The organism is Streptomyces sp. NBC_00271 (assembly GCF_036178845.1).
Taxonomy (GTDB): domain Bacteria; phylum Actinomycetota; class Actinomycetes; order Streptomycetales; family Streptomycetaceae; genus Streptomyces.
Window position 1 is genome coordinate 8,404,198 of sequence record NZ_CP108070.1, and the last position, 23,060, is coordinate 8,427,257.

Here is a 23,060-nt window from a genome sequence, read left to right on the forward strand (position 1 = left end):
GGTCGGCCGTGACTGGCTCGACCCCACCTTGGAAGCGCCGCTTCCCTTCACGGGCAGCGGACGAAGGGCCCTCAGACGGCCCTGAAGGCGTGCGTGACGACGAGCGGGGCTCTTCCCGACCAGGATCAGCCTCGCTCGAGCGGGCGCCCGCCACAGCGCCGACAGGCGCCTTCGAGCGGGCCGGCGAGGTGAAGCCGGCCGACGATCCGGAACCGTCCGACGGTTCGGTTCCGGCGGACGTCGCCGTTCCCGCCACCGGCCGCCGTGCGGCCGGCCTTCGGGACGGGGTCAGAAAGGGCGTCCAGAAGGGCGGCAGCAGGGCCAAGGCGGGCCTGACCCACCTCGCCGACCGGATCATCGACATCGCGCCGCGCGTCCCCGTGCGGGACCTCGCGACCCTCCGCAGGCAGTTCCCGGGACTCACCCCCGAACAACTCGCGGACAAGCTCGTCGTGGGTGCCGCCAACGCGACGTCCACGGTGGGCGCCGGGATCGGTGCCGCCGCGATGCTGCCGGTGCCGCCCGCGATGCCGACCGAGCTGGCCGCGGAGATCACCGGCGTCGCTGCGATCGAGCTGAAGCTGATCGCCGAGCTCCACGAGGTCTACGGCCTGCGGCCGCCGGGCAACCTCAAACAGCGCAGTACCGGGTATCTGAACTCCTGGTCCTCCGAGCGCGGGATCGACGTGACCAAACCGTCGACGATCAACGCCGCGTTGGGCGGCCAGATGAAGCGTGAGCTGCGCCAGCAGATCATGAAACGCATGGTCCGGGATCTGCCGAACCTGATGCCGTTCATGGTGGGCGCGGCGGTGGGGGCGGTCATGAACCGCCGGGACACCAAGCGCCTGGCGGCGCGTATCCGCAAGGACCTGCGCAAGTCCCAGGTGCCGTGGGACGCGCTTGCGGAGCTGCCGCCCCTGGAGAAGCCGGCGGATCCCCTGCGGATCGGGGAGATCCCCAAGGAACTGGGGCACTGAGCCCCGCCCGGCACCGGCCGCCCGCCGAGTCGAGACGAGCGGCGGGGCAGGGGTTCACTGGCTCGTGGGAGTCACCGGCTCGTGGTGGGCCGGGAGCACCGGATGCGGAGGCGCACTGCCCGTGGAGCGGTGTGCGCCGGTGCGTAACCGCTACACGAAGGCGCACCGTCGCGCGCCGTGCTGGTGCGGCGCGCGCCTCCTTCTTCGCAGGGGGCTAGGCCGTGGCCCGAGCCGCCTCGAGCGCCGCGATCAGGCGCTCCGGCTCCCTCGTGGACAGGTACAGGTACGGCGTGGGGTCGGCCGGGTCGGTGACCTGGACGCGGAGGGCCGTGGGGATGTAGGCGCGCAGGAGCATGAAGGCGCGCGGGTCCGCCTTGTACGTGCGCCAGGCGCGCGCCTCCTCCTGGTCCATGATCTCCGCGTCGCCCAGGGCCGCGACCGGGATCTTCGCCTCGCCCGCGATCAGGGAGTCACCGACGACCCGGATGCGGATCGACCCGTACGCGCTCGCCACGACCGCCGAGACCGCGGTACCGCCGACCAGCGCGCCCAGCAGCGGAAGCGTGCCGAAGGGGAGGAAAACGAGGGCCATCGCTATCCCGATCAGGAAGCAGATCGCCCACCAGCTGCGGGGGGCGGTGAGGCGTTCTTCGTACAGGGAGGCGGAGAGCTGCATGAAGCCAAGCTTGGCACGGTGCGAAGACTTGGTGGACGCGCGGGTAAGGTCTGCGGCTGTGAGTGGTACTTCCGCAGCTCTGAAGCCTCCCGCCGACGCCGTGGCGCCGGTGCGGCACCCCGACGCGCCCGCCCCCGGCGAGCTTCTCGGCGCCCACTACGAACAGTGTTTCGGGTGTGGCGGGGAGCAGTCGCACGGACTGCACCTGGAGGCCCGCGCGGGAGAGGGCGTCACCGTCGCGGCGGAGTTCACGGTACGGCCCGCCCATCAGGGTGCCCCGGGCCTCGCTCACGGCGGAGTGCTCGCGACCGCCCTCGACGAGACGCTCGGCTCGCTGAACTGGCTGCTGCGCACCATCGCGGTCACCGGCCGCCTGGAGACCGACTTCGTCCTGCCCGTCCCCGTGGACACGGTGTTGTACCTGGAGGCCGAGGTCACGGCGGTGGCCGGCCGCAAGATCTACTCGACCGCCACCGGGCGGATCGGTGGCCCCGACGGGCCCGTCGCCGTTCGCGCGGACGCCCTCTTCGTCGAGGTCAAGGTCGACCACTTCATCGACAACGGCCGCCCGGAGGAGATCCGGGCCGCCATGAACGAACCGGACCAGATCCGCCGTGTCCGTGCCTTCGAGGTGAACCCGTGACCCGCGAGCCCCGTCAAGAACTCGCCGTGCTGATCCGCCGCGTCGACCCGGACGTACCGCTTCCCGAGTACGCGCAGCCCGGTGACGCGGGAGCCGATCTGCGCACCACCGAGAGCCGTGAACTGAAGCCGGGCGAGCGCGCCGTACTGCCCACGGGTGTGTCCATCGCGCTGCCCGAGGGGTACGCGGCCTTCGTGCACCCGCGTTCCGGGCTTGCCGCCCGCTGCGGTGTCGCCCTCGTGAATGCCCCGGGGACGGTTGATGCCGGGTACCGTGGGGAGATCAAGGTGATCGTGGTGAATCTCGACCCGCACGAGTCGGTGCGGTTCGAGCGCTTCGACCGGATTGCTCAACTGGTCGTCCAGCAGGTCGAGAAGGTCCGCTTCCAGGAGGTCGCGGAACTTCCCGACTCGGCGCGGGCCGCAGGGGGCTTCGGGTCCACTGGCGGTCATGCCGCCGTGGGCGGCACAACGGGTGGGAATCGATACGCTTCGGTCGTATCCGACCGGGAAGGACAGTGACGTGTTCGGACGTCGCAAGAAGGGCAGTGCCGCCGAGGACGCGGCGGGCGAGGCCGAGCAGGTCGTCGACAGTGTCGACACTGAGGCGGACGAGGCGGAGCGGGAGCGCGTGAGGCTCGAGCCGGAGCCGCGGCCCGACGGACCCTGGGACGACTCGGAGGTGCGGGACCCCGCCGAGGGCCGCGTGGACCTGGGTGGTCTCTTCGTGCCCGGAGTCGACGGCATGGAGCTGCGGGTCGAGGTCGCGGGCGACGCGATCGTCGCGGCCACCGTCGTCCTCAAGGACAGCGCCATCCAGCTGCAGGCCTTCGCCGCCCCCAAGCGTGAGGGCATCTGGGGCGAGGTGCGCGAGGAGATCGCCACCGGCATCACCCAGCAGGGCGGTGTCATCGACGAGGTCGAGGGCCCGCTGGGCTGGGAGCTGCGGGCGCAGGTGCCGGTGCAGCTGCCGGACGGCACGGGTGGTTTCCAGGTCGTGCGGTTCGTCGGCGTGGACGGGCCCCGCTGGTTCCTGCGTGGAGTGATCTCCGGGCAGGGCGCCGTGCAGCCGCAGGCCGCGGGCCTGCTGGAGCAGATCTTCCGGGACACGGTCGTCGTACGTGGTGAGGGCCCGATGGCCCCGCGCGACCCGATCGTCCTGAAGCTGCCGAACGACGCGCAGATGGTGCCCGAGGGTGTCCAGCAGGAGGAGCAGAGCGGTTCCCGCTTCTCCGGAGGCATGGGACAACTGCAGCGCGGACCGGAGATCACCGAGGTCCGTTAGCCGCCGCTCGCCGGACGCTCCGCGGGCAGAACAACCGTACGGATTCAAAGGGTCGCACCCCTCGACGGGGTGCGGCCCTTCCTCGTGCGCGATCCCTTGACGAGCAGTTGGTCTGTACCTATGGTCTCGGCCCAGCGCCTATGTTCATGCAGGCGTTCATCGTTCACATACGAGAACGGATGGCCCCCCACCATGCGCCGTACCGCACTCCTCGCCACCGTCACCGCCCTCGTCGCGGGCGCCCTCGTCTGGCCCGCAGCCCGACAGGCCGACGCCGCTCCCGTCACCTTCGCGCACCCCGGAGTCACGGTCTCCAAGAGCCAGCTGGACTTCATCCGCACCAAGGTCAACGCCGGGGCCCAGCCCTGGAAGGCCGCGTACGACCAGATGATGGCGAGCAAGTACGCCGACCTGAACCGCGTCCCGAAGCCCCGCGCGACCGTGGAGTGCGGCTCCTACTCCAACCCCAACTACGGCTGCACGGACGAGCGCGAGGACGCGATAGCCGCGTACACCGACGCCCTCGCCTGGTACATCACCCGCGACGACCGGTACGCGAAGAAGTCGATCGCCCTGATGGACGCCTGGTCGGCCGTGATCAAGGAGCACACCAACAGCAACGCGCCCCTGCAGACCGGCTGGGCCGGCTCCTCCTGGCCCAAGGCCGCCGAGCTCATCAAGTACACCTACACCGGCACCTGGGCCAACTCCGGCCGCTTCGCGACCATGCTGCGCACCGTCTACCTCCCCGAGGTCATCAACGGCTCCAACTCCAACGGGAACTGGGAACTGTCGATGATGGAGGCCGCCGTCGGCATCTCCGTCTTCCTCGAGGACCGGACGTCGTACGACAAGGCCATCGCGAAGTTCCGGACCCGTACGGCCGCGTACATCTACCTCTCCTCCGACGGCGCGCTGCCCAAGACAGTGCCGAGCCAGAACCTCGACACCACCGCGAAGATCGTCAACTACTGGCAGGGGCAGTCCACCTTCGTCACCGGGCTCACTCAGGAGACCTGCCGCGACTTCACGCACACCGGGTACGGCATCTCGGCCATCTCGCACATCGCCGAGACCAGCCGGATCCAGGGCGAGGACCTGTACGGCACCGACGTCGGCGAGCGGCTGCGGCAGGCGCTCGGATTCCAGTCGAAGTACCAGCTGGGCGAGGCGGTGCCGAGCTGGCTGTGCGGTGGTTCCCTCACCCTCGGGCTGGGTCCGGTGACCGAGACCGGCTACAACGCCCTGCACAACCGCCTGGGCATCGCCATGACCAACACCCAGAAGCTGACCGAGCAGAACCGGCCGTCCGGCAGCAACAACCTCTTCGTCGCCTGGGAGACTCTCACCGACGGGGACAACCCCAACTGACACCCTCTCCGGCCGGGCGCCCCGGTGCCGTCACCGGGGCGCCCGAACGGCGGGGGAGGCAATCGCCCGGCGGACCGGGGAGGGACATGAGCCAGGTCGAGGTCGCCACGAAGACCATGGTGCGCGTCGAGAACGTGCATCGCTGGTACGGCGGTGGAGCCGCCGTCGTACCAGTCCTGCGCGGAGTCTCCTTCGACGTGCCACGCGGCGAACTCGTCGCCCTCACCGGCCGCCCCGGGTCCGGCAGGACCACACTCCTCAACCTGGTCGGCGGGCTCGACGAACCGGACGCGGGGCGGATCACCGTCGACGGGCTCGCACTGGAGGGGCTCGGCGAGGACGGCCTGCTGGAGCTCCGCCGGGACCGGATCGGCTTCGTCTTCCAGCCCCTCGGGCTCATCCCGCTGCTCACCGTCGCCGAGAACGTCGGTGTGCCGCTGCGGCTGCGCGGGATCGCGGAGCACGTGCGCGAGGAGCGGATCGCGCGGCTGCTCTCCCTCGTCGGGCTCACCGACGACGCGGCGCGCCGGCCCGGGGAGCTGACGGGCGGGCAGCAACAGCGCGTGGCGATCGCGCGCGCCCTCGCGGGCGACCCCGTGCTCCTCGTCGCCGACGACTTCGCGGCCGGACTCGACGCGGGGACCGGCCGTGCCCTGATGGAGCTGCTGCACACGCTCGTCCGCGGCGAACAGGTGACGGCCCTGGTCGCCCCCTCCAGGGCGATCCCGCTCGACCCGGCCGATCGGGTCCTGGAGCTGTGCGAGGGAGGGATCGTCGAGCACTGAGCCGTTGTCGGGCCGAGCAGGGCCCGGACCAGCACATCAGGGTTGTGTCGACCAGCGCATCCGGGTTGTGTCAACTGATGCATCAGAGTTGCGTCAAAGACGGCCGTCGACCGACTCACCGCCCCATTTGTCGAGATTGTTGGCCGTAAGGTCGACGCTGCGTATACAGCGGTGACAGGAAGACAATGGGGCCATGGGACGCGGCAAGCTTCGGATCTACCTCGGTGCGGCACCGGGCGTCGGCAAGACGTACGCGATGCTCTCCGAGGCGCACCGCCGGGTGGAGCGGGGCACCGACTGCGTCGTCGCCTTCGTGGAGCACCACAACCGGGCGCGCACCGAGGTGATGCTGCACGGCCTGGAGCAGATTCCGCGCAAGCAGCTCGACTACCGCGGCTCCGTCTTCACCGAGATGGACGTGGACGCCGTACTGCTGCGCGCCCCGGCCGTCGCCCTGGTGGACGAACTCGCGCACACCAATGTCCCCGGCTCCCGCAACGCCAAGCGCTGGCAGGACGTCGAGGAACTCCTCGCCGCCGGGATCGACGTCGTCTCGACCGTCAACATCCAGCACCTGGAGTCACTGGGCGACGTCGTGGAGTCCATCACGGGCGTACGGCAGCGCGAGACCGTCCCGGACGAGGTCGTACGGCGGGCGGACCAGATCGAGCTGGTCGACATGTCGCCGCAGGCGCTGCGGCGCCGTATGGCGCACGGCAACATCTACAAGTCCGACAAGGTCGACGCGGCCCTGTCCAACTACTTCCGGCCCGGCAATCTGACCGCGCTGCGCGAGCTCGCCCTGCTGTGGGTGGCCGACCGGGTCGACGAGTACCTGACCGAGTACCGCAGCGAGCACCGGGTCTCGAAGATCTGGGGTTCGCGGGAGCGGATCGTGGTGGGGCTGACCGGTGGTCCGGAGGGGCGCACACTGATCCGTCGGGCCGCCCGGCTCGCGGAGAAGGGCGCGGGCGGCGAGGTCATGGCCGTCTACATAGCCCGCAGCGACGGCCTGACCTCCGCCTCGCCCAAGGAACTGGCGGTCCAGCGCACGCTGGTGGAGGACCTGGGCGGCACCTTCCACCACGTCATCGGGGAAGACATACCGGTCGCGCTGCTCGACTTCGCGCGCGGGGTGAACGCCACCCAGATCGTGCTCGGCTCCTCGCGCCGCAAGACCTGGCAGTACGTCTTCGGGCCCGGCGTCGGCGCCACCGTCGCCCGGGAGTCGGGCCCCGACCTCGACGTCCACATCGTCACCCACGGCGAGGTCGCCAAGGGGCGCGGACTGCCGGTCGCCCGGGGCGCGCGGCTCGGCCGGTCCCGGATCATCTGGGGCTGGCTGGTCGGAGTCGGCGGCCCGGTGGTGCTGGCCGTCCTGCTGAACACCGTCGACCTCGGCCTCGCCAACGACATGCTGCTGTTCCTGACCGTGACGGTCGCGGCGGCGCTGCTCGGCGGGCTCTTGCCGGCCCTCGCCTCGGCGGCCTTCGGCTCGCTGCTGCTGAACTACTACTACACGCCGCCGCTGCACCGGCTGACGATCGCCGACCCGAAGAACATCGTCGCCATCGCGATCTTCGTCGGGGTCGCCGTCTCCGTGGCCTCCGTCGTGGACCTCGCCGCCCGGCGTACGCACCAGGCGGCCCGGCTGCGCGCCGAGTCGGAGATCCTCTCCTTCCTCGCGGGCAGCGTGCTGCGCGGCGAGACCAGCCTGGAAGCTCTGCTGGAACGGGTCCGGGAGACCTTCGGCATGGAGTCGGTCGCCCTGCTGGAGCGGGCCGGCGACGTCGACCCGTGGACGTGCGCGGGCAGCGTGGGCCCCCAGTCGCCGAAGCGGCCCGAGGACGCGGACGTGGACATGCCGGTCGGCGACCACATGGCGCTCGCGCTCTCCGGACGCGTCCTGCCCGCCTCCGACCGCCGGGTGCTCGCCGCCTTCGCCGCCCAGGCCGCGGTCGTCCTGGACCGCCAGCGCCTCCAGCACGAGGCCGACCAGGCCAAGGAGCTGGCCGAGGGCAACCGCATCCGCACCGCGCTGCTGGCCGCCGTGAGCCACGACCTGCGGACCCCGCTGGCCGCGATCAAGGCCGCCGTGTCCTCGCTGCGCTCCGACGACGTGGCCTGGTCGGAAGAGGACCAGGCGGAACTCCTGGAGGCGATCGAGGAGGGCGCCGACCGGCTCGACCACCTCGTGGGCAACCTGCTCGACATGTCCCGCCTGCAGACCGGCACGGTCACCCCGCTGATCCGCGAGATCGACCTCGACGAGGTGGTCCCGATGGCGCTGGGCGGCGTACCCGAGGGCAGTGCCGAGCTGGACATCCCCGAGACGCTGCCCATGGTCGCCGTCGACCCCGGTCTGCTGGAGCGCGCGGTCGCCAACCTCGTCGAGAACGCCGTCAAGTACAGCCCCACCGACGAACCGGTCCTGGTGTCCGCGAGCGCCATGGCGAACCGGGTGGAGGTACGGGTGGTGGACCGCGGCCCCGGCGTCCCGGACGAGGCCAAGGACCGCATATTCGCGCCCTTCCAGCGCTACGGCGACGCTCCCCGCGGCGCGGGCGTCGGCCTCGGCCTCGCGGTCGCCCGCGGGTTCGCCGAGGCGATGGGCGGCACACTGAACGCCGAGGACACGCCTGGCGGCGGACTCACCATGGTGCTCACGGTCCGGGCGGTGGACAGGCTGCCCGACCTGGCCACAGCAACAGCGGAAAGGCAGGCTTCATGACCAGGGTGCTCGTGGTCGACGACGAGCCGCAGATCGTACGTGCCCTCGTGATCAACCTGAAGGCACGGCACTACGAGGTCGACGCGGCCGCCGACGGCGCCGGCGCGCTCCAGCTCGCCGCCGCCCGCCATCCCGATGTCGTCGTTCTCGACCTCGGGCTGCCCGACATGGACGGCGTAGAGGTGATCAAGGGGCTGCGTGGCTGGACCCGGGTGCCGATCCTGGTGCTCTCGGCCCGGCACTCCTCGGACGAGAAGGTCGAGGCGCTCGACGCGGGCGCCGACGACTACGTCACCAAGCCCTTCGGCATGGACGAACTGCTGGCCCGGCTGCGCGCCGCCGTGCGCCGCGCGGAGCCGACCGGGGGCGGCGAGGACGACGTCGTCGTCGACACCGAGGACTTCACGGTCGACCTGGCCGCCAAGAAGGTCAACCGGGAGGGACGGGACGTACGGCTCACCCCCACGGAGTGGCATCTGCTGGAGGTGCTGGTGCGCAACACCGGCCGCCTGGTCAGCCAGAAGCAGCTGCTCCAGGAGGTGTGGGGACCGTCGTACGGCACCGAGACGAACTACCTGCGGGTCTACATGGCGCAGCTGCGCCGCAAGCTGGAGGTGGACCCCTCGCATCCTCGGCACTTCATCACGGAGCCGGGGATGGGATACCGGTTCGAGAAGTAGTCCCAGCGGGAAGGGGTACAGAGCGGGTAGGGATGCAGGAAGGGCACAGCTGCGCGAAAGAGCACTGGTGGGCGCACACGTTCATCCGACGTCAGTGCTCCCCGGTACGCTTTCGGTATGAGTGCTGTTCCTCGTTCCGAAAAGCCGGCGGGCCGGTTCCGGCGCATGATCGGCCGGCTTTCCTCGTCCCAGGAGGACCTGGAGTCCGAGGAGCTGCGCGAGGACTCCGAGACCGCGGGCTGTACGCGGATCGGTGACTGCCACGACCGACAGATCGTCACGGTTACTGGTACCTTGCGCACGGTCACTCTGCGCCCACGGGCCGGAGTCCCGGCCCTGGAGGCCGAACTGTTCGACGGTTCGGCCGCCCTGGACGTGGTCTGGCTCGGCAGACGCTCCATCGTGGGCATAGAACCGGGACGCAAGTTGATCGCCTCGGGCCGGATCTCGATGAGCCGGGGCCGTAGGGTGCTGTTCAATCCGAAGTACGAACTCAGACCCCTTGGACGGGAGTAGCCGGTGACGTCGCTCGACAAGCCGACCGAAGACGCCCAGGCCGCCCAGCAGGATGCGCGGGCGGTGACCGAGGCCGCACTCTTCGAGGCGTTCGGCGGCGTGCGGGGCATGGTCGAGACGGTGGTGCCCGGCCTGCTCTTCGTCACCATCTTCACGATCAACAAGAACCTGCACTGGTCGGCGATCGCCGCCCTCGGGGTGTCCCTGCTGCTGGTCGTGGTCCGCCTCGCGATGCGGGACACCGTCAAGCACGCCTTCAGTGGCGTCTTCGGTGTCGCCTTCGGCGTGGTCTTCGCGATGATGACGGGCAACGCCAAGGACTTCTATCTGCCGGGCATGCTCTACACGCTCGGCCTGGCCATCGCCTACATCGTCACGACCCTCGCGGGCGTGCCTCTGATCGGTCTGATCCTCGGCCCGGTCTTCAAGGAGAACCTCTCCTGGCGCACCCGCAACCCCGGCCGCAAGAAGGCGTACGCGAAGGCCAGTTGGGCCTGGGGCCTGATCCTGCTCGCCAAGTGCGCGATCCTCTTCCCGCTCTACTGGTGGGCCAACACCGCGCAACTGGGCTGGGTCCTGATCGCGCTGAAGATCCCGCCCTTCCTCCTCGCCGTCTGGTTGACCTGGGTGTTCCTGGCCAAGGCTCCCGCCCCCATCGACGTGTTCGCCGAGATGGAGGCGGAGGAGCAGGCCGAGAAGGAGCGCAAGGCCGCCCTCGGGAACGAGTCCGGCGACGAGGCCACGGCCGGCCGTCACCGCCGCGACGCGTAGCGGTTTCCCGTACGACGTACTTTCCCGCACCACGCAGTTCCCCGTACGACGTCGGGGGCGCCCGGAGATCTCCGGGCGCCCCCGACGTCGTATCGGAGCTGTCGGAGCCGACTAGCTCGTCGCGTCGTCGCGGCGGACCGAGAGCAGGTCCTCGAGCTGTTCCTCGCGGGCCTGGGCGGCGACGAAGAGAAGTTCGTCGCCCGCCTCCAGCGAGTCCTCCTGGGAGGGCGTGAGGACGCGGGTGCCGCGGATGATCGTGACCAGGGAGGTGTCCTCGGGCCACTCCACGTCGCCGACCTGCGTGCCGGCCAGCGCCGACTCCGGCGGGAGGGTCAGCTCGACCAGGTTCGCGTCGCCGTGGCTGAAGCGCAGCAGCCGGACCAGGTCACCGACGCTCACGGCCTCCTCGACCAGGGCCGACATCAGACGCGGGGTGGAGACCGCCACGTCCACGCCCCAGGCCTCGTTGAACAGCCACTCGTTCTTCGGGTTGTTCACACGGGCGACGACGCGCGGGACGCCGTACTCCGTCTTCGCGAGCAGTGAGACGACCAGGTTGACCTTGTCGTCACCGGTGGCCGCGATGACCACGTTGCAGCGCTGCAGCGCCGCCTCGTCCAGCGAGGTGATCTCGCAGGCGTCGGCGAGCAGCCACTCCGCCTGCGGGACGCGCTCGACCGAGATGGCGGTCGGCGCCTTGTCGATCAGCAGAATCTCGTGCCCGTTCTCCAAGAGCTCGCCCGCGATGGAGCGACCGACGGCACCGGCACCGGCAATGGCGACCCTCATCAGTGACCGCTCTCCTCTTCGGGGCCCTCGGCGAACGACGCCTCGACCTTCTCGACGTCGTCCGTGCGCATCATCACGTGCACCAGGTCGCCCTCCTGCAGCACCGTCTGCGAGGTGGGCAGGATCGCCTCGCCCAGCCGCGTGAGGAAGGCCACACGCACTCCGGTCTCGTCCTGGAGACGGCTGATCTTGTGGCCGACCCAGGCGGAGGAGGCGTGCACCTCGGCGAGCTGCACCCCGCCGGTGGGGTCGCGCCACAGGGGCTCGGCACCCGAGGGGAGCAGCCGCCGCAGCATCTGATCGGCCGTCCAACGGACGGTGGCGACGGTCGGGATGCCCAGGCGCTGGTAGACCTCGGCGCGGCGCGGGTCGTAGATGCGCGCCGCGACGTTCTCGATGCCGAACATCTCGCGGGCCACCCGGGCGGCGATGATGTTCGAGTTGTCACCGCTGGAGACGGCGGCGAAGGCGCCTGCCTCCTCGATGCCCGCTTCGCGCAGGGTGTCCTGGTCGAAGCCGACTCCGGTGACACGACGGCCGCCGAAGCCGGAGCCCAGTCGTCGGAAGGCGGTGGGGTCCTGATCGATCACAGCGACCGTGTGCCCCTGTTGCTCCAGGGTCTGGGCCAGAGCGGAACCCACTCTTCCGCAGCCCATGATGACGATGTGCACGACCGTCCTTCCGAATGTAAATGGTTACGGCTCAGGCTAAACAGGGTCTCAGACCGCCGCCCAAGCTACACACGCGCGGTCGATCAGGGGCACCCTTGTGCACGTTCGCCTGTGCGTTCTCGCGGATCAGTGGCGATTGAAGCTGCGCACGCTGAGAAGAGTCAGGATTCCGAGGCTGACGAGTCCTGCGGTGGCGCCGATGAGTTCAGCGGTCACGTGCATGGAACCTCCATGGTGGGATCAACAGGGCATAGTGGGATGAACGAGGGCTTTGTCATATAGGCATGCGGACGTCCGAGGCCGCGGAATCCGCAACGGAGCCCCTCCCCGTTTTCACTCGGAGAGCAGATGTCGAGCGGCGGGTGGGCGACCCCCCGTTCGAACGCTTACGATCCTCTGCGTGTCCAAACTGACCGACGTGCCCAAACGGATCTTGATCGGGCGCGCACTGCGCAGTGACCGGCTCGGGGAAACCCTCCTGCCGAAGCGCATCGCACTCCCCGTCTTCGCATCCGACCCGCTCTCCTCCGTGGCCTACGCACCCGGGGAAGTGCTCCTGGTTCTCTCCATCGCGGGCGTGTCGGCCTACCACTTCAGCCCCTGGATCGCGCTAGCGGTCGTCGTGCTGATGTTCACGGTGGTCGCTTCCTACCGGCAGAACGTGCACGCCTACCCCAGTGGTGGCGGCGACTACGAGGTGGCCAACACCAACCTCGGCCCCAGGGCCGGCCTCACCGTCGCCAGCGCGCTGCTCGTCGACTACGTCCTCACCGTCGCCGTGTCGATCTCGTCCGGCATCGAGAACCTCGGCTCCGCCATCCCCTTCGTGGTCGAGCACAAGGTGCTGTGCGCCGTCGTCGTCATCGTGCTGCTCACGCTGATGAACCTGCGCGGAGTCAAGGAGTCCGGAAAGCTCTTCGCGATTCCGACGTACGTCTTCGTCGCGGGCGTCTTCATCATGATCGCGTGGGGCGCCTTCCGCGGGCTCGTCCTGAACGACACCATGCGCGCGCCGACCGCCGACTACCACATCAAGGCCGAGCACCAGGGGCTCGCGGGCTTCGCGCTCGTCTTCCTGCTGCTGCGTGCCTTCTCCTCCGGCTGTGCGGCGCTGACCGGCGTCGAGGCGATCTCCAACGGCGTCCCCGCCTTCCGCAAGCCCAAGTCGAAGAACGCCGCGAGCACTCTCGCGGCGATGGGCCTGCTCGCCGTCACCATGTTCTGCGGCATCATCGCCCTGGCCATGTCGACCAAGGTCCGGATGGCCGAGAACCCGGCCACCGACCTGATCCACAACGGCGTTCCGATCGGCTCCGGTTACGTCCAGAACCCGGTGATCTCGCAGGTCGCCGAGGCGGTCTTCGGCAAGGGCAGCTTCCTGTTCATCGTGCTCGCCGCCGCCACCGCGCTGGTCCTGTTCCTCGCGGCCAACACCGCCTACAACGGCTTCCCGTTGCTCGGCTCGATCCTCGCCCAGGACCGCTATCTGCCGCGCCAGCTGCACACCCGCGGCGACCGCCTCGCCTTCTCGAACGGCATCGTCCTGCTCGCGGGCGCCGCCACACTCCTGGTCGTCATCTACGGCGCCGACTCGACCCGGCTGATCCAGCTCTACATCGTCGGTGTCTTCGTCTCCTTCACGCTCAGCCAGACCGGCATGGTCCGGCACTGGAACCGCCACCTGAGCCTCGAGAAGGACCCGGCCAAGCGCAGCCACATGATCCGCTCCCGCGCGATCAACGCTTTCGGTGCCTTCTTCACCGGCCTGGTGCTGGTCGTCGTCCTCGTCACCAAGTTCACGCACGGCGCCTGGGTGGCCCTGCTCGGCATGGTGATCTTCTACGCGACGATGAGCGCGATCCGTAAGCACTACGACCGCGTCGCGGAGGAGATCGCCGCACCCGAGGGCCCCTCCGACGACAGCGTCCGCCCCTCCCGGGTCCACTCGGTGGTCCTGATCTCCAAGATCCACCGCCCGACCCTGCGCGCCCTCGCCTACGCCAAGCTGATGCGCTCCGACACCCTCGAAGCGCTCAGCGTCAACGTCGACCCGGCCGAGACCAAGGCCCTGCGGGAGGAGTGGGAGCGGCGCGGCATCGACGTACCGCTGAAGGTCCTCGACTCGCCGTACCGCGAGATCACCCGGCCCGTCATCGAGTACGTGAAGGGCCTGCGCCGGGATTCCCCGCGCGACGCGGTGTCGGTCATCATCCCCGAGTACGTGGTCGGCCACTGGTACGAGCATCTGCTGCACAACCAGAGCGCGCTGCGGCTCAAGGGCCGGCTGTTGTTCACGCCCGGTGTGATGGTCACCTCCGTGCCCTACCAGCTGGAGTCCTCGGAGGCCGCGAGGAACCGGGCCCGCAAGCGGCAGGAGTGGAACGCGCCGGGTGCGGTGCGCCGGGGTCCGGCGGAGGAGCGCCCGAAGGAGTCCTCGAACACCAAGGGCTGACCGCCCTGCGACCGCAGGGGCTGACGGCTTCGTGGTGAGCGGCCGGGCAACGTCCACGTAGACTGGTGGGCTGTTGTCCGGCCGTTCGCGGTTCCGCGACCCCTTTCTCATCCCCTTTCGCATCTGGAGTCACCCCGCCATGCAGGCAGAACCGAAGAAATCGCTGGTGGGGGAGGAGTACGAGGTCGAGATCGGCCCCGTGGCCCATGGCGGGCACTGCATCGCCCGTACGGCCGAGGGCCAGGTCCTCTTCGTCCGGCACGCCCTGCCCGGCGAGCGCGTCGTCGCGCGTGTCACGGAGGGCGAGGAGGGCGCGCGCTTCCTGCGCGCGGACGCGGTGACGATCCTCTCGGCGTCCAAGGACCGCGTCGAAGCGCCCTGCCCCTACGCCGGCCCCGGCCGCTGCGGCGGCTGCGACTGGCAGCACGCCAAGCCGGGCGCGCAGCGCCGCCTCAAGGGGGAGGTCATCGCCGAGCAGCTGCAGCGGCTCGCGGGCCTCACGCCCGAGGAGGCGGGCTGGGACGGCACGGTGATGCCCGCCGAGGGCGACAAGCTGCCCGCCGGCGAGGTCCCGGCCTGGCGCACGCGCGTCCAGTACGCCGTGGACGCGGACGGCAACGCCGGACTGCGCCGCCACCGCTCGCACGAGGTCGAGCCGATCGAGCACTGCATGATCGCGGCGCCGGGCGTGAGCGAACTCGGCATCGAGGAGCGCGACTGGTCCGGCATGGCCTCGGTCGACGCGATCGCCGCGACCGGCTCCCAGGACCGCATGGTCATCCTGGAGCCCCGCCCCGGCGCCCGCCTGCCCCTCGTGGAACTCGACAAGCCCGTCTCCGTGATGCGCGTCGAGGAGCACGACGGCGGCATCCACCGCGTCCACGGCCGCGCGTTCGTGCGCGAGCGGGCCGACGGCCGTACGTACCGCGTCGGCAGCGGCGGCTTCTGGCAGGTCCACCCGATGGCGGCCGACACCCTGGTCAAGGCCGTCATGCAGGGCCTGATGCCGCGCAAGGGCGAGATGGCGCTCGACCTGTACTGCGGCGTCGGCCTCTTCGCGGGCGCCCTCGCGGACCGCCTCGGCGACAAGGGCGCGGTCCTCGGCATCGAGTCGGGCAAGCGCGCGGTCGAGGACGCCCGGCACAACCTCACCGCCTTCGAGCGGGTCCGCATCGAACAGGGCAAGGTCGAGTCGGTCCTCCCGCGCACCGGCATCACCGAGGTCGACCTCATCGTCCTCGACCCGCCTCGCGCCGGCGCGGGCAAGAAGACGGTCGAGCACCTCTCCTCCCTGGGCGCCCGCCGCATCGCGTACGTCGCCTGCGACCCGGCGGCGCTCGCCCGCGACCTCGGGTACTTCCGCGACGGCGGGTACAAGGTGCGGACGCTGCGGGCGTTCGATCTCTTCCCGATGACGCATCATGTGGAGTGCGTGGCGGTCCTGGAGCCGGTGGCGAAGGCGCACTGACCTGCATCTTCTTGGGTCGGTGCGTCAGCTCGACCTGTTTCCGTCTATCCAACGGGTGAATCGTTGGATTTGCTGCCCGCATACCGTCTTACCTGCGGCATCAGGCAGGGGCGTCGACTGCTGCGTCAGCGGCAGCGGCGCAGTCCTTGGATTGCTGACGCTCAAACGACGCACGTTCTGACGCCGTATCACACTCCCGGGACGCGTATGCGTGCGTGACTGGGTCCGTTGATTCCGGGAGTCGTGCCGCGCCGTAGGCGGGTGGCATTTTGGCATTTCGAATGCCAAAATAGTTCCATGGCTGATGATGACTTCCTCCCGGGAGACGGTCCGAGTAGCGGTATCTCCGTGTCGCTGACCGCCGGCACTCTGCAGGCGATCCGCGAGCGGGTGGGTAGGCGTGGTGTCTCCGCGTATCTAGAGCGGGCTGCGCAGCGCCAGATCGAGCGCGACAACCTGGACGAGCTCATCGCAGACTTCGAAGAGGCCCACGGTCCGGCAGATGCGGAGGCCGTGGCTGCCAAGCGGGCCAAGCTCACCGGCTCTGCGCCCGAGTCCGGGGCTGCTGCGTGAGTGGAGCCCTGGTTCTGGACAGTGAGGGTCTGGCCAAGGCCGTCCAGCGGGATCAAGAGGTTCACGAGTGGCTGACGGCAGCTCGTGACGCGGATCTCCCTGTGATCACCTCGGCCGCGGTACTGGTCGAGGTCATCCACCCGAGGATCAATGACGCCGCGCTGAAGTGGACCCTTTCCCGCCTCCGCGTCGAGCCGGTCACCCAGGCTGTCGCGCAGTCGGCGGCAGTCCTACTGCGGGGTGCCGGGCTGCACGGGCACAAGTACGCCATTGACGCCATGCTGTGTGCGACGGCGCTGGCGCAACCAGGTCGGGTGACGATCCTGACCTCTGACGTAGAGGACGTCGAGATGCTTACGGTCGAGCACGCCCGGGTGGTGGCTGAGAAGGTCTAGCAGCTCCTCGCGACCTCGCAGGAAAGAAGTGCACGTGGGCGCTGAGGCGCCCACTCTCGTGCGGGGTACTGTTCTCTCGAGCCGCACCCCTGGGCCAGGATCACGTGCTTGAACTCGGAGTCCAGGAGCTCCGCGTCGAAGTCGTAGCCCCCCTCCTCCGTACACGCCGTGTGCCACAGGTTCAGCGCCGCCTCGTCGTCCAGCGGGCTGCCGAGGTCGCTGGTAAGACAGGTCTGCCTCAGCTGCGCTGCGGGAAGCACCCACTGAGCCTCTCCCACGGCCTACCCGGCCCAGCTGACGAGCTATGGCAGCGGCGTGGGATGACCACGACCCGCCACCCGGTGTGCGTGAGCTGCGGCAGGGCGGTACTTCCCCCACTGGCTCCTGGAACGGCGCCGCCGGGCCGCGCAAGCCCTGATCGGTGTGGTGGCCACTGCTTGTCCGCTGAGTGTGTCCACCCGCAGGGGCGAGGAACTCGCGGAGTCCCTCGGCGTCACCCAGCCGCCGAATTCCCAGGTCAGGAAGCGTACGCCCTGCCCGCGGGCGGACTGTGCGGCGCTGAAGCCGGCGCTTTTGCCGCCGACCGCGATGACGTCCCCGGGCCCGGTCGTATACGTACACACTCCTGTCGTGGGAAAGGGCCGGTCCGGAGCGGGTGCTCCGGACCGGCCTCCTGGATCCGCGGCTGTGTCAGCCGATGGAGGGCACCGGCTCCAGGGCCGGTTCGGGCGTCACGGCCTTCGGCTTGGGCGCGGGCGTCACCGGGACGGGGACGTAGGGGATCTCGCCGCGCAGGACGGCCTTGGCGCGGTCCTCGTCGAGCTGACCCTCCCATCGGGCGACGGCCAGGGTGGCGACGCCGTTGCCGACGAGGCTCGTGAGGGCGCGGGCCTCGGACATGAAGCGGTCGATGCCGAAGATCAGGGCGAGGGCGGCGACCGGAACGTGCGGGACGGCGCTGAGGGTGGCGGCGAGGGCGATGAATCCGGAGCCGGTGACGCCGGCCGCGCCCTTGGAGGTGAGCAGCATGATCGCGAGCATGGACAGCTGCTGGGTGAGGCTGAGGTCGATGCCGAGGGCCTGGGCGAGGAACACCGAGCCCATGGTCAGGTAGATCGCGGTGCCGTCGAGGTTGAAGGAGTAGCCGGCGGGCACTGTGATGCCGACGACCGGCTTCGAGGCGCCCACGTGTTGTAGCTTGGCCATCATGCGCGGCAGAACGGGCTCGGTGGACGAGGTGCCCAGGACGATCAGCAGCTCCTCCTTGATGTAGCGCAGGAAGGGGAGGATGCGCAGGCCGTTGAGGCGCATGACCGCGCCGAGGACGACCAGGACGAAGAAGAGCGCCGTGAGCCAGAACGAGCCGACGAGCAGGGCGAGATGGCTCAGTGTGTCCAGGCCGTAGTTGCCGATGGTGTAGGCCATCGAGCCGAATGCGCCGATCGGGGCGAGCCGCATGATCCAGCGGATCAGCGTGAAGAGCACCGTGGAGAACTTCTCGATACCGCGGGCGATGCTCAGGCCGGCCTCGCCGCTGGCGTGCAGGCCGAAGCCGAACAGCGCCGAGACGAGGAGCACCGGCAAGATGTCGTTGCCGGTGAAGGCGCTGACCAGCGTGGCCGGGATCATCGCCAGGACGAACTCGACGAAGCCCTCATGCTCCGTCGCGGCCGGTGGCAGGCCCTTGGTGGAGAGCGACGCGACGTCGATGTGCAGTCCGCTGCCGGGCTTGACGATGTTGACGACGACGAGGCCGATCACCATGGCGACGGTGGTGAGAACCTCGAAGTAGATCAGCGCCTTGAGGCTGACCCGGCCGACCGCGCGCAGGTTGTCCATGGAGGCGATGCCGTGTACGACCGTGCAGAAGATGATCGGCGCGATCATCATTCTGACCAGTGCGATGAACCCGTCGCCCAGGGGTTTGAGCTCGGCGCCGAAGGTGGGCCACAGCCAGCCCACCACGGCGCCGGCCATGATGCCGATCAGGCACTGGATGTAGAGGTGGGAGAGCAGCCGGCGCAGGCGGCTCGGTGGAGCGGTGACGGTACCCGGGGCAGCGTCGTTGCGGCTCATGCGGGGCGTCCTTCCAGGACGGGAACGAGGAGTTCGGCTCGGGCGATACGCCGGGCGGCGCGGTGCAGCAGCACCGTGGGGGACGCGCCGTCCGGTGCGGGGACGGCTTGGGCGGTGATCACGCCCGCGGGGGTGCCCAGGCGCAGCGTTCCGTCGGCGGTCTGCCGGGCGACACGGTGGGCAAGGGTGCCGGGGGTGGCGGCGGCGGTGGCCAGGGCGACGGCGGAGGTGAGGCCGATCGCCGGGTGGGGTGCGTGCATGGAGACCATCCGGACGGCCAGGTCGTACTCGTCCTGATCGACCAGAATGCCATGGGTGGTGCGGTACGAGGCGGGACGGGCGACGATGCCGACCTTCGGGACCGCGTGGCTGACCGGGTCGTTCTCCTTGGCCAGGCCCATCGCGAGGGCCGCCTGGCGGCGCAGCACGGTGAGCGCGGGGACGGCGGCGGCGAACTGAGTGAGGGACTCGGTGCCGTCGAGGCCGAAAGCCTTGGCCTCGAAGAGCGCGGCGGGGGCGCCGGCGTCGACGAGGGTCGCCTCGACGGGACCTTCGGGGCCGGTCAGGGTGTCCACGGCGTGGCCGGTGGGCAGCGCCCGCCCGGTGGTGGAGCCCGCCGGGTCCTCGAAGCCGAGCAGGACCGGCACACCAGGCGCGGCCGTGCCAGGCACCAGCGCCATGCCCTCGTCCGGGGCGATACCGCACGGGGTGGAGATGGTGCCGGTGAGCCGGGCCCCGGTGTTGACGTTGCGCATGCGCACGGTGGTGGTGTCCGAGGCGATCGGCACCAGGCCGTGGTGAACGGCGTAGAGGGCGACCGCGGTGGCGCAGTTACCGCAGTTGCTCGCCCACTCCACGCGTTCGTCACCGACGCCGACCTGGGCGAAGGCGTACTCGATGTCGACGTCGGCCTCGGCCGAGATCTGGACGATCGCGGCCTTCGACGTGGTGGAGGTGGCGCCGCCGACGCCGTCGATCTGGCGAGGGTCGGCGGCATTGAAGGCGGCCAGCAGGACGGAGTCGACGTCCACGCCGGTCGCCGCCACGTCGTGGTGGGCGAAGATCCAGCACTTGCTGGTTCCTCCGCGGATCATCTCGCCCTGCAGACGCAACACAACAAACTCCCCATGAATGCGGACATAGACGTGAAAATGGCCGGGAACTCCGGATCCGCCGGAGGCTTCTCTTCCCGGTGGTGGGATCCACGGTGAGTTACGTCGGCGTGAAGTACAATCTCAAAAATCTATACAGGCATTAAGCTGGGGTTAAGTCTTGAGGTGAGGCAGTGCTCGACGTCCGGCGTATTCTGCTCTTCGCGGAGGTTGCCCGCCGCGGTTCGGTGACCGCGACCGCACGTGCCCTCAACTACAGCCCGTCGGCGGTGTCGCAGCAGGTCAGCCGCCTGGAGGCGGAGGCGGGCCAGCCCCTTCTGGAGCGTCACGCGCGAGGGGTCACGCTGACCGGCGCGGGGCGCGCCCTGGCCGACCGGGCGGTCCGGATCGAACGCGAACTGACGGCCGCGGAGAACGAGCTCGCCGACTTCGCCGGCCTGCGCGCGGGCACCCTGCGTATCGGCACCTTTCCCACCGTCGGCGCCTCACTGCTTCCCCGGGCCGTCATCGCCTTCCGGGCGGCGCATCCCGACGTACGGCTCACGGTGCGCAGCGCCCGCATCGCCGGCCTGTGGTCGATGCTGGAGAACCGGGAGATCGAACTCTCCCTGATGTGGGACTACGACTGGAGCCGCATCGACCGCGAGGACGTCGTCGTCACGCCACTCCTCGACGACCCGCCGGCCCTCCTCGTCAGCGACCAGCACCCGTTCGCCGGGCGCGACTCGGCCACGCTCGCCGACCTGGCGGACGACCCGTGGATCACGCGAGCCGAGCACCACCCCGTGGCCGAGGCCCTCGACCGCAGTTGCCGCGCCGCCGGCTTCGAACCCCAGATCGCCTACGAGGCCCACGACTACCAGGAGGCTCAGGCCATGGTCGCCGCCGGCATCGGCGTCGCCCTCGCCCCCACTCTCGCCCTGGAAGGCATCCGCCCCGGCGTCAGCGTCCTGCCCTTGCTGCCGCCCGCTCCGGTGCGCCGTATCCTCCTGGTCCGCATGGCCGACCACGCACTCACCCCCGCCGCCAGCACCTTCACCGAACTCCTGCTCGACACCACCGCGGCCCGGCTCGAACCCACCCGCTGACAATGCGCTGACTCCCGGTGAAGGGTGTGTCAATTCAAAGGCTGATCTTGGTTGTTGAAGCGGTCAGTGGTTGGTGGGAGTGAGGCGGCCTTCAAAGGCGATCTGGAAGGCGTTCAAGGGGGCCCTCCAGCGCATGGTCCACCTCTTGTGGCCCTTCCCTGTCGGGTCCATGCTCATCAGCGCCATGTAGACGCACTTGAGGGCGGCGGCTTCGGGTGCCGGGTTCTCGGTGGCGACGTCGAGATCCTGGCTGGGGCGTTCACGAGGCGGTGCGCCCGCAGTGCGTACCCGCCGGTGAGGACCAGGGGATACGGGGAGCCGAGCGCGATCACATCCGCCAGGAGCCGCGTGTGCAGCTCCGGCATGTCCGTCACGCGGCTGCCCGGGTGCGGGAGGCGAGCTGGGGGAAGGCGTCTTCCCACACGGCGCGCACGGTGCGACCGACGAGAGTGCACAGCACCGGCCACATCTGGAGGAGCAGGCCCCGGTTGAGGTAGCAAGGCAGATCGTCGTGCAGGCCCTCGTGCCGGACGGTGCGGTACAGGCCCATGCGCTGGCGAGGCTTGGCCATGTCGTACGAGGCCATCCCGGACCAGTCCATGTGCAGCGGCAGCTCCACGACCGCCTGAGTGGGGCCCTGCAACTCGTCCAGCGACTTCGGTAGGCGTCGCCGGGACTTCTCCCGGTACAGCGCGAGGTCCTCGGCGACCGCTCCCGAGAGGTCCCTCGGCGTGGGTGCGCGGCGCTTGGGGTTGGAGGGCTGGCTTTATTAGGGCGGCCGGAGAAGTGCTGCGGGGCACGATGTTGCGAGCTGACGTCCGGAGTGTGCGGAGGCAGATCCTGCCGGGTGAGCTGGTTGTCGCAGCCTGTTCTGCCCTGAGCGAGAGGGACGGACTGCGGCCGTGACGCTCGATTGACGCTCTGGGCGCCCGCACGCAAGGCCGTGAGACGAGAAAACGGCTGCGACCTGGGCTTTTCCGTGACTCGCTCAGGCCGACATCTTCCCGATGACGCATCATGTGGAGTGCGTGGCGATTCTGGAGCCTGCGGAGAAGGGCGTCTGACCTGCACTTCTGGGTATGTTGTCGGCCTGCTCGACCTGTTTCCGGGCAAGCAACGGGTCAGGCGGACGGCATGGCTGCGAAGTGGCTTGACCTGCGAGTTCGCCAGACGATGCGCCCACATGGGCCGGTGGGACCCGATTGTGGTCGGCATCCGGCAGCGCCAAGCGTCAACCCGAAAGGGGGTAGGTCACGCTGAGTGCTGGTGTGTTGCCGCGGGGGCCGAAGTGCTGGGTCAGCCACTTGTCGAGGCCCGTCTTCACGGCGATGTCGGCAGTGATGCGGAACTGCCCAGAAAGTTGTGCACCCGCAGGGGTTCGGATGATGGCCTCCAGGCCCAATACGTCTCCGAGTAGTTCGTGGTCCGGAGTCGCCCGTAGGCGCCACCCCACTTCCGAGTAGTTCACTCCGTGTCCGGTGATTCGCTGGATGTGACGTACGCCGTTTCGTTCCTCTACGTTCGCCTGTGTGACTTTGGCGAGCAGCTTGCCGATGTCGGTGCCGAACTCGCTGCTGGTGGTGGAGGTCTCGTTGTACGCCTCCTGCAGGACAACGGTGGGCTTCACCTCGTAGGCGATCGGCGGCGCCACGTGGGCGCCGTCGTCCACCCGGGGGGTGGTGAGGAGTTCGAGGCTGAGCTCGGCAGTGACGAAAACGCAGTCGAGATCAGGGAGAAGCGTCAAGCTCGGCCGTACCCGATGGAGGTCAAAGCCCTGCTGTACCAGCTCCTCGATCTCGCGGGGCAGTGTGGAGGAACGGGAGAGAAGCTCGGCCACGTAGTCGCCGTACCGTGGCGCGCCGAGGCGGACGCGGTTGCGCTTTCCCAGCACGGTCACGAGGTCGGCCTGATCCTCTCCAGGCGCCTTGACGGGGCGGCCGCCCAGTGCGATCGGTGCGAGTTCGACGGTGGTGCTGTCCAGGTCGTCGGCGCTGGTCAT

22 protein-coding genes and 2 pseudogenes are annotated in these 23,060 nt (G+C 69.5%); 16 read left to right on the forward strand and 8 right to left on the reverse strand.

The features are described from left to right. Positions 1-8 precede the first annotated feature (8 nt). On the forward strand, positions 9-980 hold the full coding sequence (locus tag OG798_RS38070; RefSeq protein WP_267063008.1) for a hypothetical protein: 972 nt from the start codon (positions 9-11) through the stop codon (positions 978-980). Between the two features lie 214 nt (positions 981-1,194). On the opposite strand, the gene OG798_RS38075 is transcribed toward OG798_RS38070, so the two are convergent. After that, the gene (locus tag OG798_RS38075; RefSeq protein WP_328758414.1) at positions 1,195-1,656 is read right to left on the reverse strand and encodes a DUF3093 domain-containing protein; all 462 of its coding nucleotides are present in this window, start codon (positions 1,654-1,656) and stop codon (positions 1,195-1,197) included. A gap of 58 nt (positions 1,657-1,714) precedes the next feature. Between OG798_RS38075 and OG798_RS38080 the strand changes: the two genes are divergently transcribed. The 9 genes from OG798_RS38080 (at position 1,715) to OG798_RS38120 (ending at position 10,437) form a co-directional block, all read left to right on the forward strand. Next, positions 1,715-2,299 carry a PaaI family thioesterase gene (locus OG798_RS38080; protein ID WP_267063009.1) on the forward strand — a complete coding sequence of 195 codons (585 nt, stop codon included), beginning with the start codon at positions 1,715-1,717 and terminating at the stop codon, positions 2,297-2,299. Then, on the forward strand, positions 2,296-2,820 hold the full coding sequence (gene dut / locus OG798_RS38085) for a dUTP diphosphatase (RefSeq protein ID WP_095852176.1): 525 nt from the start codon (positions 2,296-2,298) through the stop codon (positions 2,818-2,820). Before OG798_RS38080 ends, dut begins: the two co-directional genes overlap by 4 nt. A gap of 1 nt (position 2,821) precedes the next feature. Then, positions 2,822-3,583, forward strand: coding sequence for a DUF3710 domain-containing protein (locus tag OG798_RS38090; protein ID WP_054229932.1), 762 nt, complete (start codon positions 2,822-2,824; stop codon positions 3,581-3,583). A 192-nt stretch (positions 3,584-3,775) separates the two neighbouring features. Beyond that, positions 3,776-4,954, forward strand: a complete 1,179-nt coding sequence (locus OG798_RS38095) for an alginate lyase family protein (protein ID WP_095852175.1) — start codon at positions 3,776-3,778, stop codon at positions 4,952-4,954. An 86-nt stretch (positions 4,955-5,040) separates the two neighbouring features. Next, a complete protein-coding gene (locus OG798_RS38100; protein WP_328758415.1) occupies positions 5,041-5,739 on the forward strand; it encodes an ABC transporter ATP-binding protein in 699 nt (232 codons plus the stop codon). A gap of 193 nt (positions 5,740-5,932) precedes the next feature. Then, on the forward strand, positions 5,933-8,470 hold the full coding sequence (locus OG798_RS38105) for an ATP-binding protein (protein ID WP_120985504.1): 2,538 nt from the start codon (positions 5,933-5,935) through the stop codon (positions 8,468-8,470). After that, positions 8,467-9,150, forward strand: coding sequence for a response regulator (locus OG798_RS38110; protein ID WP_054237129.1), 684 nt, complete (start codon positions 8,467-8,469; stop codon positions 9,148-9,150). The genes OG798_RS38105 and OG798_RS38110 overlap by 4 nt, the downstream gene beginning before the upstream one ends. 117 nt (positions 9,151-9,267) lie before the next feature. Then, complete coding sequence (locus OG798_RS38115; RefSeq protein ID WP_095852172.1) at positions 9,268-9,666, forward strand: OB-fold nucleic acid binding domain-containing protein; 399 nt, start codon at positions 9,268-9,270, stop codon at positions 9,664-9,666. 3 nt (positions 9,667-9,669) lie between these two features. Next, positions 9,670-10,437: a DUF3159 domain-containing protein gene (locus tag OG798_RS38120; protein ID WP_095852171.1), complete on the forward strand. Its 768-nt coding sequence runs from the start codon at positions 9,670-9,672 to the stop codon at positions 10,435-10,437. Between the two features lie 111 nt (positions 10,438-10,548). On the opposite strand, the gene OG798_RS38125 is transcribed toward OG798_RS38120, so the two are convergent. Continuing rightward, positions 10,549-11,226 (reverse strand): potassium channel family protein, encoded by a 678-nt coding sequence (locus OG798_RS38125; protein ID WP_054237132.1) that lies wholly within the window; start codon positions 11,224-11,226, stop codon positions 10,549-10,551. Beyond that, positions 11,226-11,897, reverse strand: coding sequence for a potassium channel family protein (locus OG798_RS38130; RefSeq protein ID WP_095852170.1), 672 nt, complete (start codon positions 11,895-11,897; stop codon positions 11,226-11,228). The genes OG798_RS38125 and OG798_RS38130 overlap by 1 nt, the downstream gene beginning before the upstream one ends. A 400-nt stretch (positions 11,898-12,297) precedes the next feature. On the opposite strand from OG798_RS38130, the gene OG798_RS38135 reads away from it, so the two are divergent. From OG798_RS38135 to OG798_RS38155, 5 genes and pseudogenes are all read left to right on the forward strand, one after another. Further along, positions 12,298-14,349, forward strand: coding sequence for an APC family permease (locus OG798_RS38135; RefSeq protein WP_095852169.1), 2,052 nt, complete (start codon positions 12,298-12,300; stop codon positions 14,347-14,349). A gap of 139 nt (positions 14,350-14,488) precedes the next feature. Then, positions 14,489-15,817, forward strand: coding sequence for a class I SAM-dependent RNA methyltransferase (locus tag OG798_RS38140; protein WP_267063011.1), 1,329 nt, complete (start codon positions 14,489-14,491; stop codon positions 15,815-15,817). 297 nt (positions 15,818-16,114) lie between these two features. Further along, on the forward strand, positions 16,115-16,390 hold the full coding sequence (locus tag OG798_RS38145) for a hypothetical protein (RefSeq protein WP_099920256.1): 276 nt from the start codon (positions 16,115-16,117) through the stop codon (positions 16,388-16,390). Beyond that, positions 16,387-16,785 carry a PIN domain-containing protein gene (locus tag OG798_RS38150; protein ID WP_099920255.1) on the forward strand — a complete coding sequence of 133 codons (399 nt, stop codon included), beginning with the start codon at positions 16,387-16,389 and terminating at the stop codon, positions 16,783-16,785. The genes OG798_RS38145 and OG798_RS38150 overlap by 4 nt, the downstream gene beginning before the upstream one ends. 360 nt (positions 16,786-17,145) lie before the next feature. Continuing rightward, positions 17,146-17,304 (forward strand): annotated as a pseudogene (locus tag OG798_RS38155) (transposase); the annotation flags it as partial. 171 nt (positions 17,305-17,475) lie between these two features. On the opposite strand, the gene dctA reads toward OG798_RS38155, so the two are convergent. Beyond that, on the reverse strand, positions 17,476-18,861 hold the full coding sequence (gene dctA, locus OG798_RS38160) for a C4-dicarboxylate transporter DctA (RefSeq protein WP_121414802.1): 1,386 nt from the start codon (positions 18,859-18,861) through the stop codon (positions 17,476-17,478). Then, positions 18,858-19,976, reverse strand: coding sequence for a PrpF domain-containing protein (locus OG798_RS38165; RefSeq protein ID WP_099920252.1), 1,119 nt, complete (start codon positions 19,974-19,976; stop codon positions 18,858-18,860). Before OG798_RS38165 ends, dctA begins: the two co-directional genes overlap by 4 nt. A gap of 170 nt (positions 19,977-20,146) precedes the next feature. Here OG798_RS38165 and OG798_RS38170 point away from each other — a divergent pair, with 170 nt between their 5' ends. Beyond that, on the forward strand, positions 20,147-21,061 hold the full coding sequence (locus tag OG798_RS38170) for a LysR family transcriptional regulator (RefSeq protein WP_099920251.1): 915 nt from the start codon (positions 20,147-20,149) through the stop codon (positions 21,059-21,061). 63 nt (positions 21,062-21,124) lie between these two features. Here OG798_RS38170 and OG798_RS38175 read toward each other — a convergent pair. The 3 genes and pseudogenes from OG798_RS38175 to OG798_RS38185 form a co-directional block, all read right to left on the reverse strand. After that, positions 21,125-21,274, reverse strand: a pseudogene (locus OG798_RS38175) (IS256 family transposase); the annotation flags it as partial. Positions 21,275-21,431: 157 nt separating this feature from the next. Next, positions 21,432-21,752, reverse strand: a complete 321-nt coding sequence (locus OG798_RS38180) for a hypothetical protein (RefSeq protein ID WP_413253659.1) — start codon at positions 21,750-21,752, stop codon at positions 21,432-21,434. 540 nt (positions 21,753-22,292) lie between these two features. Beyond that, positions 22,293-23,060, reverse strand: a complete 768-nt coding sequence (locus OG798_RS38185) for a hypothetical protein (protein WP_121414801.1) — start codon at positions 23,058-23,060, stop codon at positions 22,293-22,295.

Coding starts and splice junctions, on each gene's coding strand:
- OG798_RS38075 (WP_328758414.1), bottom strand. CDS start 1,656: ATGCAGCTCTCCGCCTCCCTGTACGAAGAACGCCTCACCGCCCCCCGC.
- OG798_RS38095 (WP_095852175.1), top strand. CDS start 3,776: ATGCGCCGTACCGCACTCCTCGCCACCGTCACCGCCCTCGTCGCGGGC.
- OG798_RS38100 (WP_328758415.1), top strand. CDS start 5,041: ATGAGCCAGGTCGAGGTCGCCACGAAGACCATGGTGCGCGTCGAGAAC.
- OG798_RS38105 (WP_120985504.1), top strand. CDS start 5,933: ATGGGACGCGGCAAGCTTCGGATCTACCTCGGTGCGGCACCGGGCGTC.
- OG798_RS38110 (WP_054237129.1), top strand. CDS start 8,467: ATGACCAGGGTGCTCGTGGTCGACGACGAGCCGCAGATCGTACGTGCC.
- OG798_RS38115 (WP_095852172.1), top strand. CDS start 9,268: ATGAGTGCTGTTCCTCGTTCCGAAAAGCCGGCGGGCCGGTTCCGGCGC.
- OG798_RS38125 (WP_054237132.1), bottom strand. CDS start 11,226: ATGAGGGTCGCCATTGCCGGTGCCGGTGCCGTCGGTCGCTCCATCGCG.
- OG798_RS38140 (WP_267063011.1), top strand. CDS start 14,489: ATGCAGGCAGAACCGAAGAAATCGCTGGTGGGGGAGGAGTACGAGGTC.
- OG798_RS38145 (WP_099920256.1), top strand. CDS start 16,115: ATGGCTGATGATGACTTCCTCCCGGGAGACGGTCCGAGTAGCGGTATC.
- dctA (WP_121414802.1), bottom strand. CDS start 18,861: ATGAGCCGCAACGACGCTGCCCCGGGTACCGTCACCGCTCCACCGAGC.
- OG798_RS38185 (WP_121414801.1), bottom strand. CDS start 23,060: ATGACCAGCGCCGACGACCTGGACAGCACCACCGTCGAACTCGCACCG.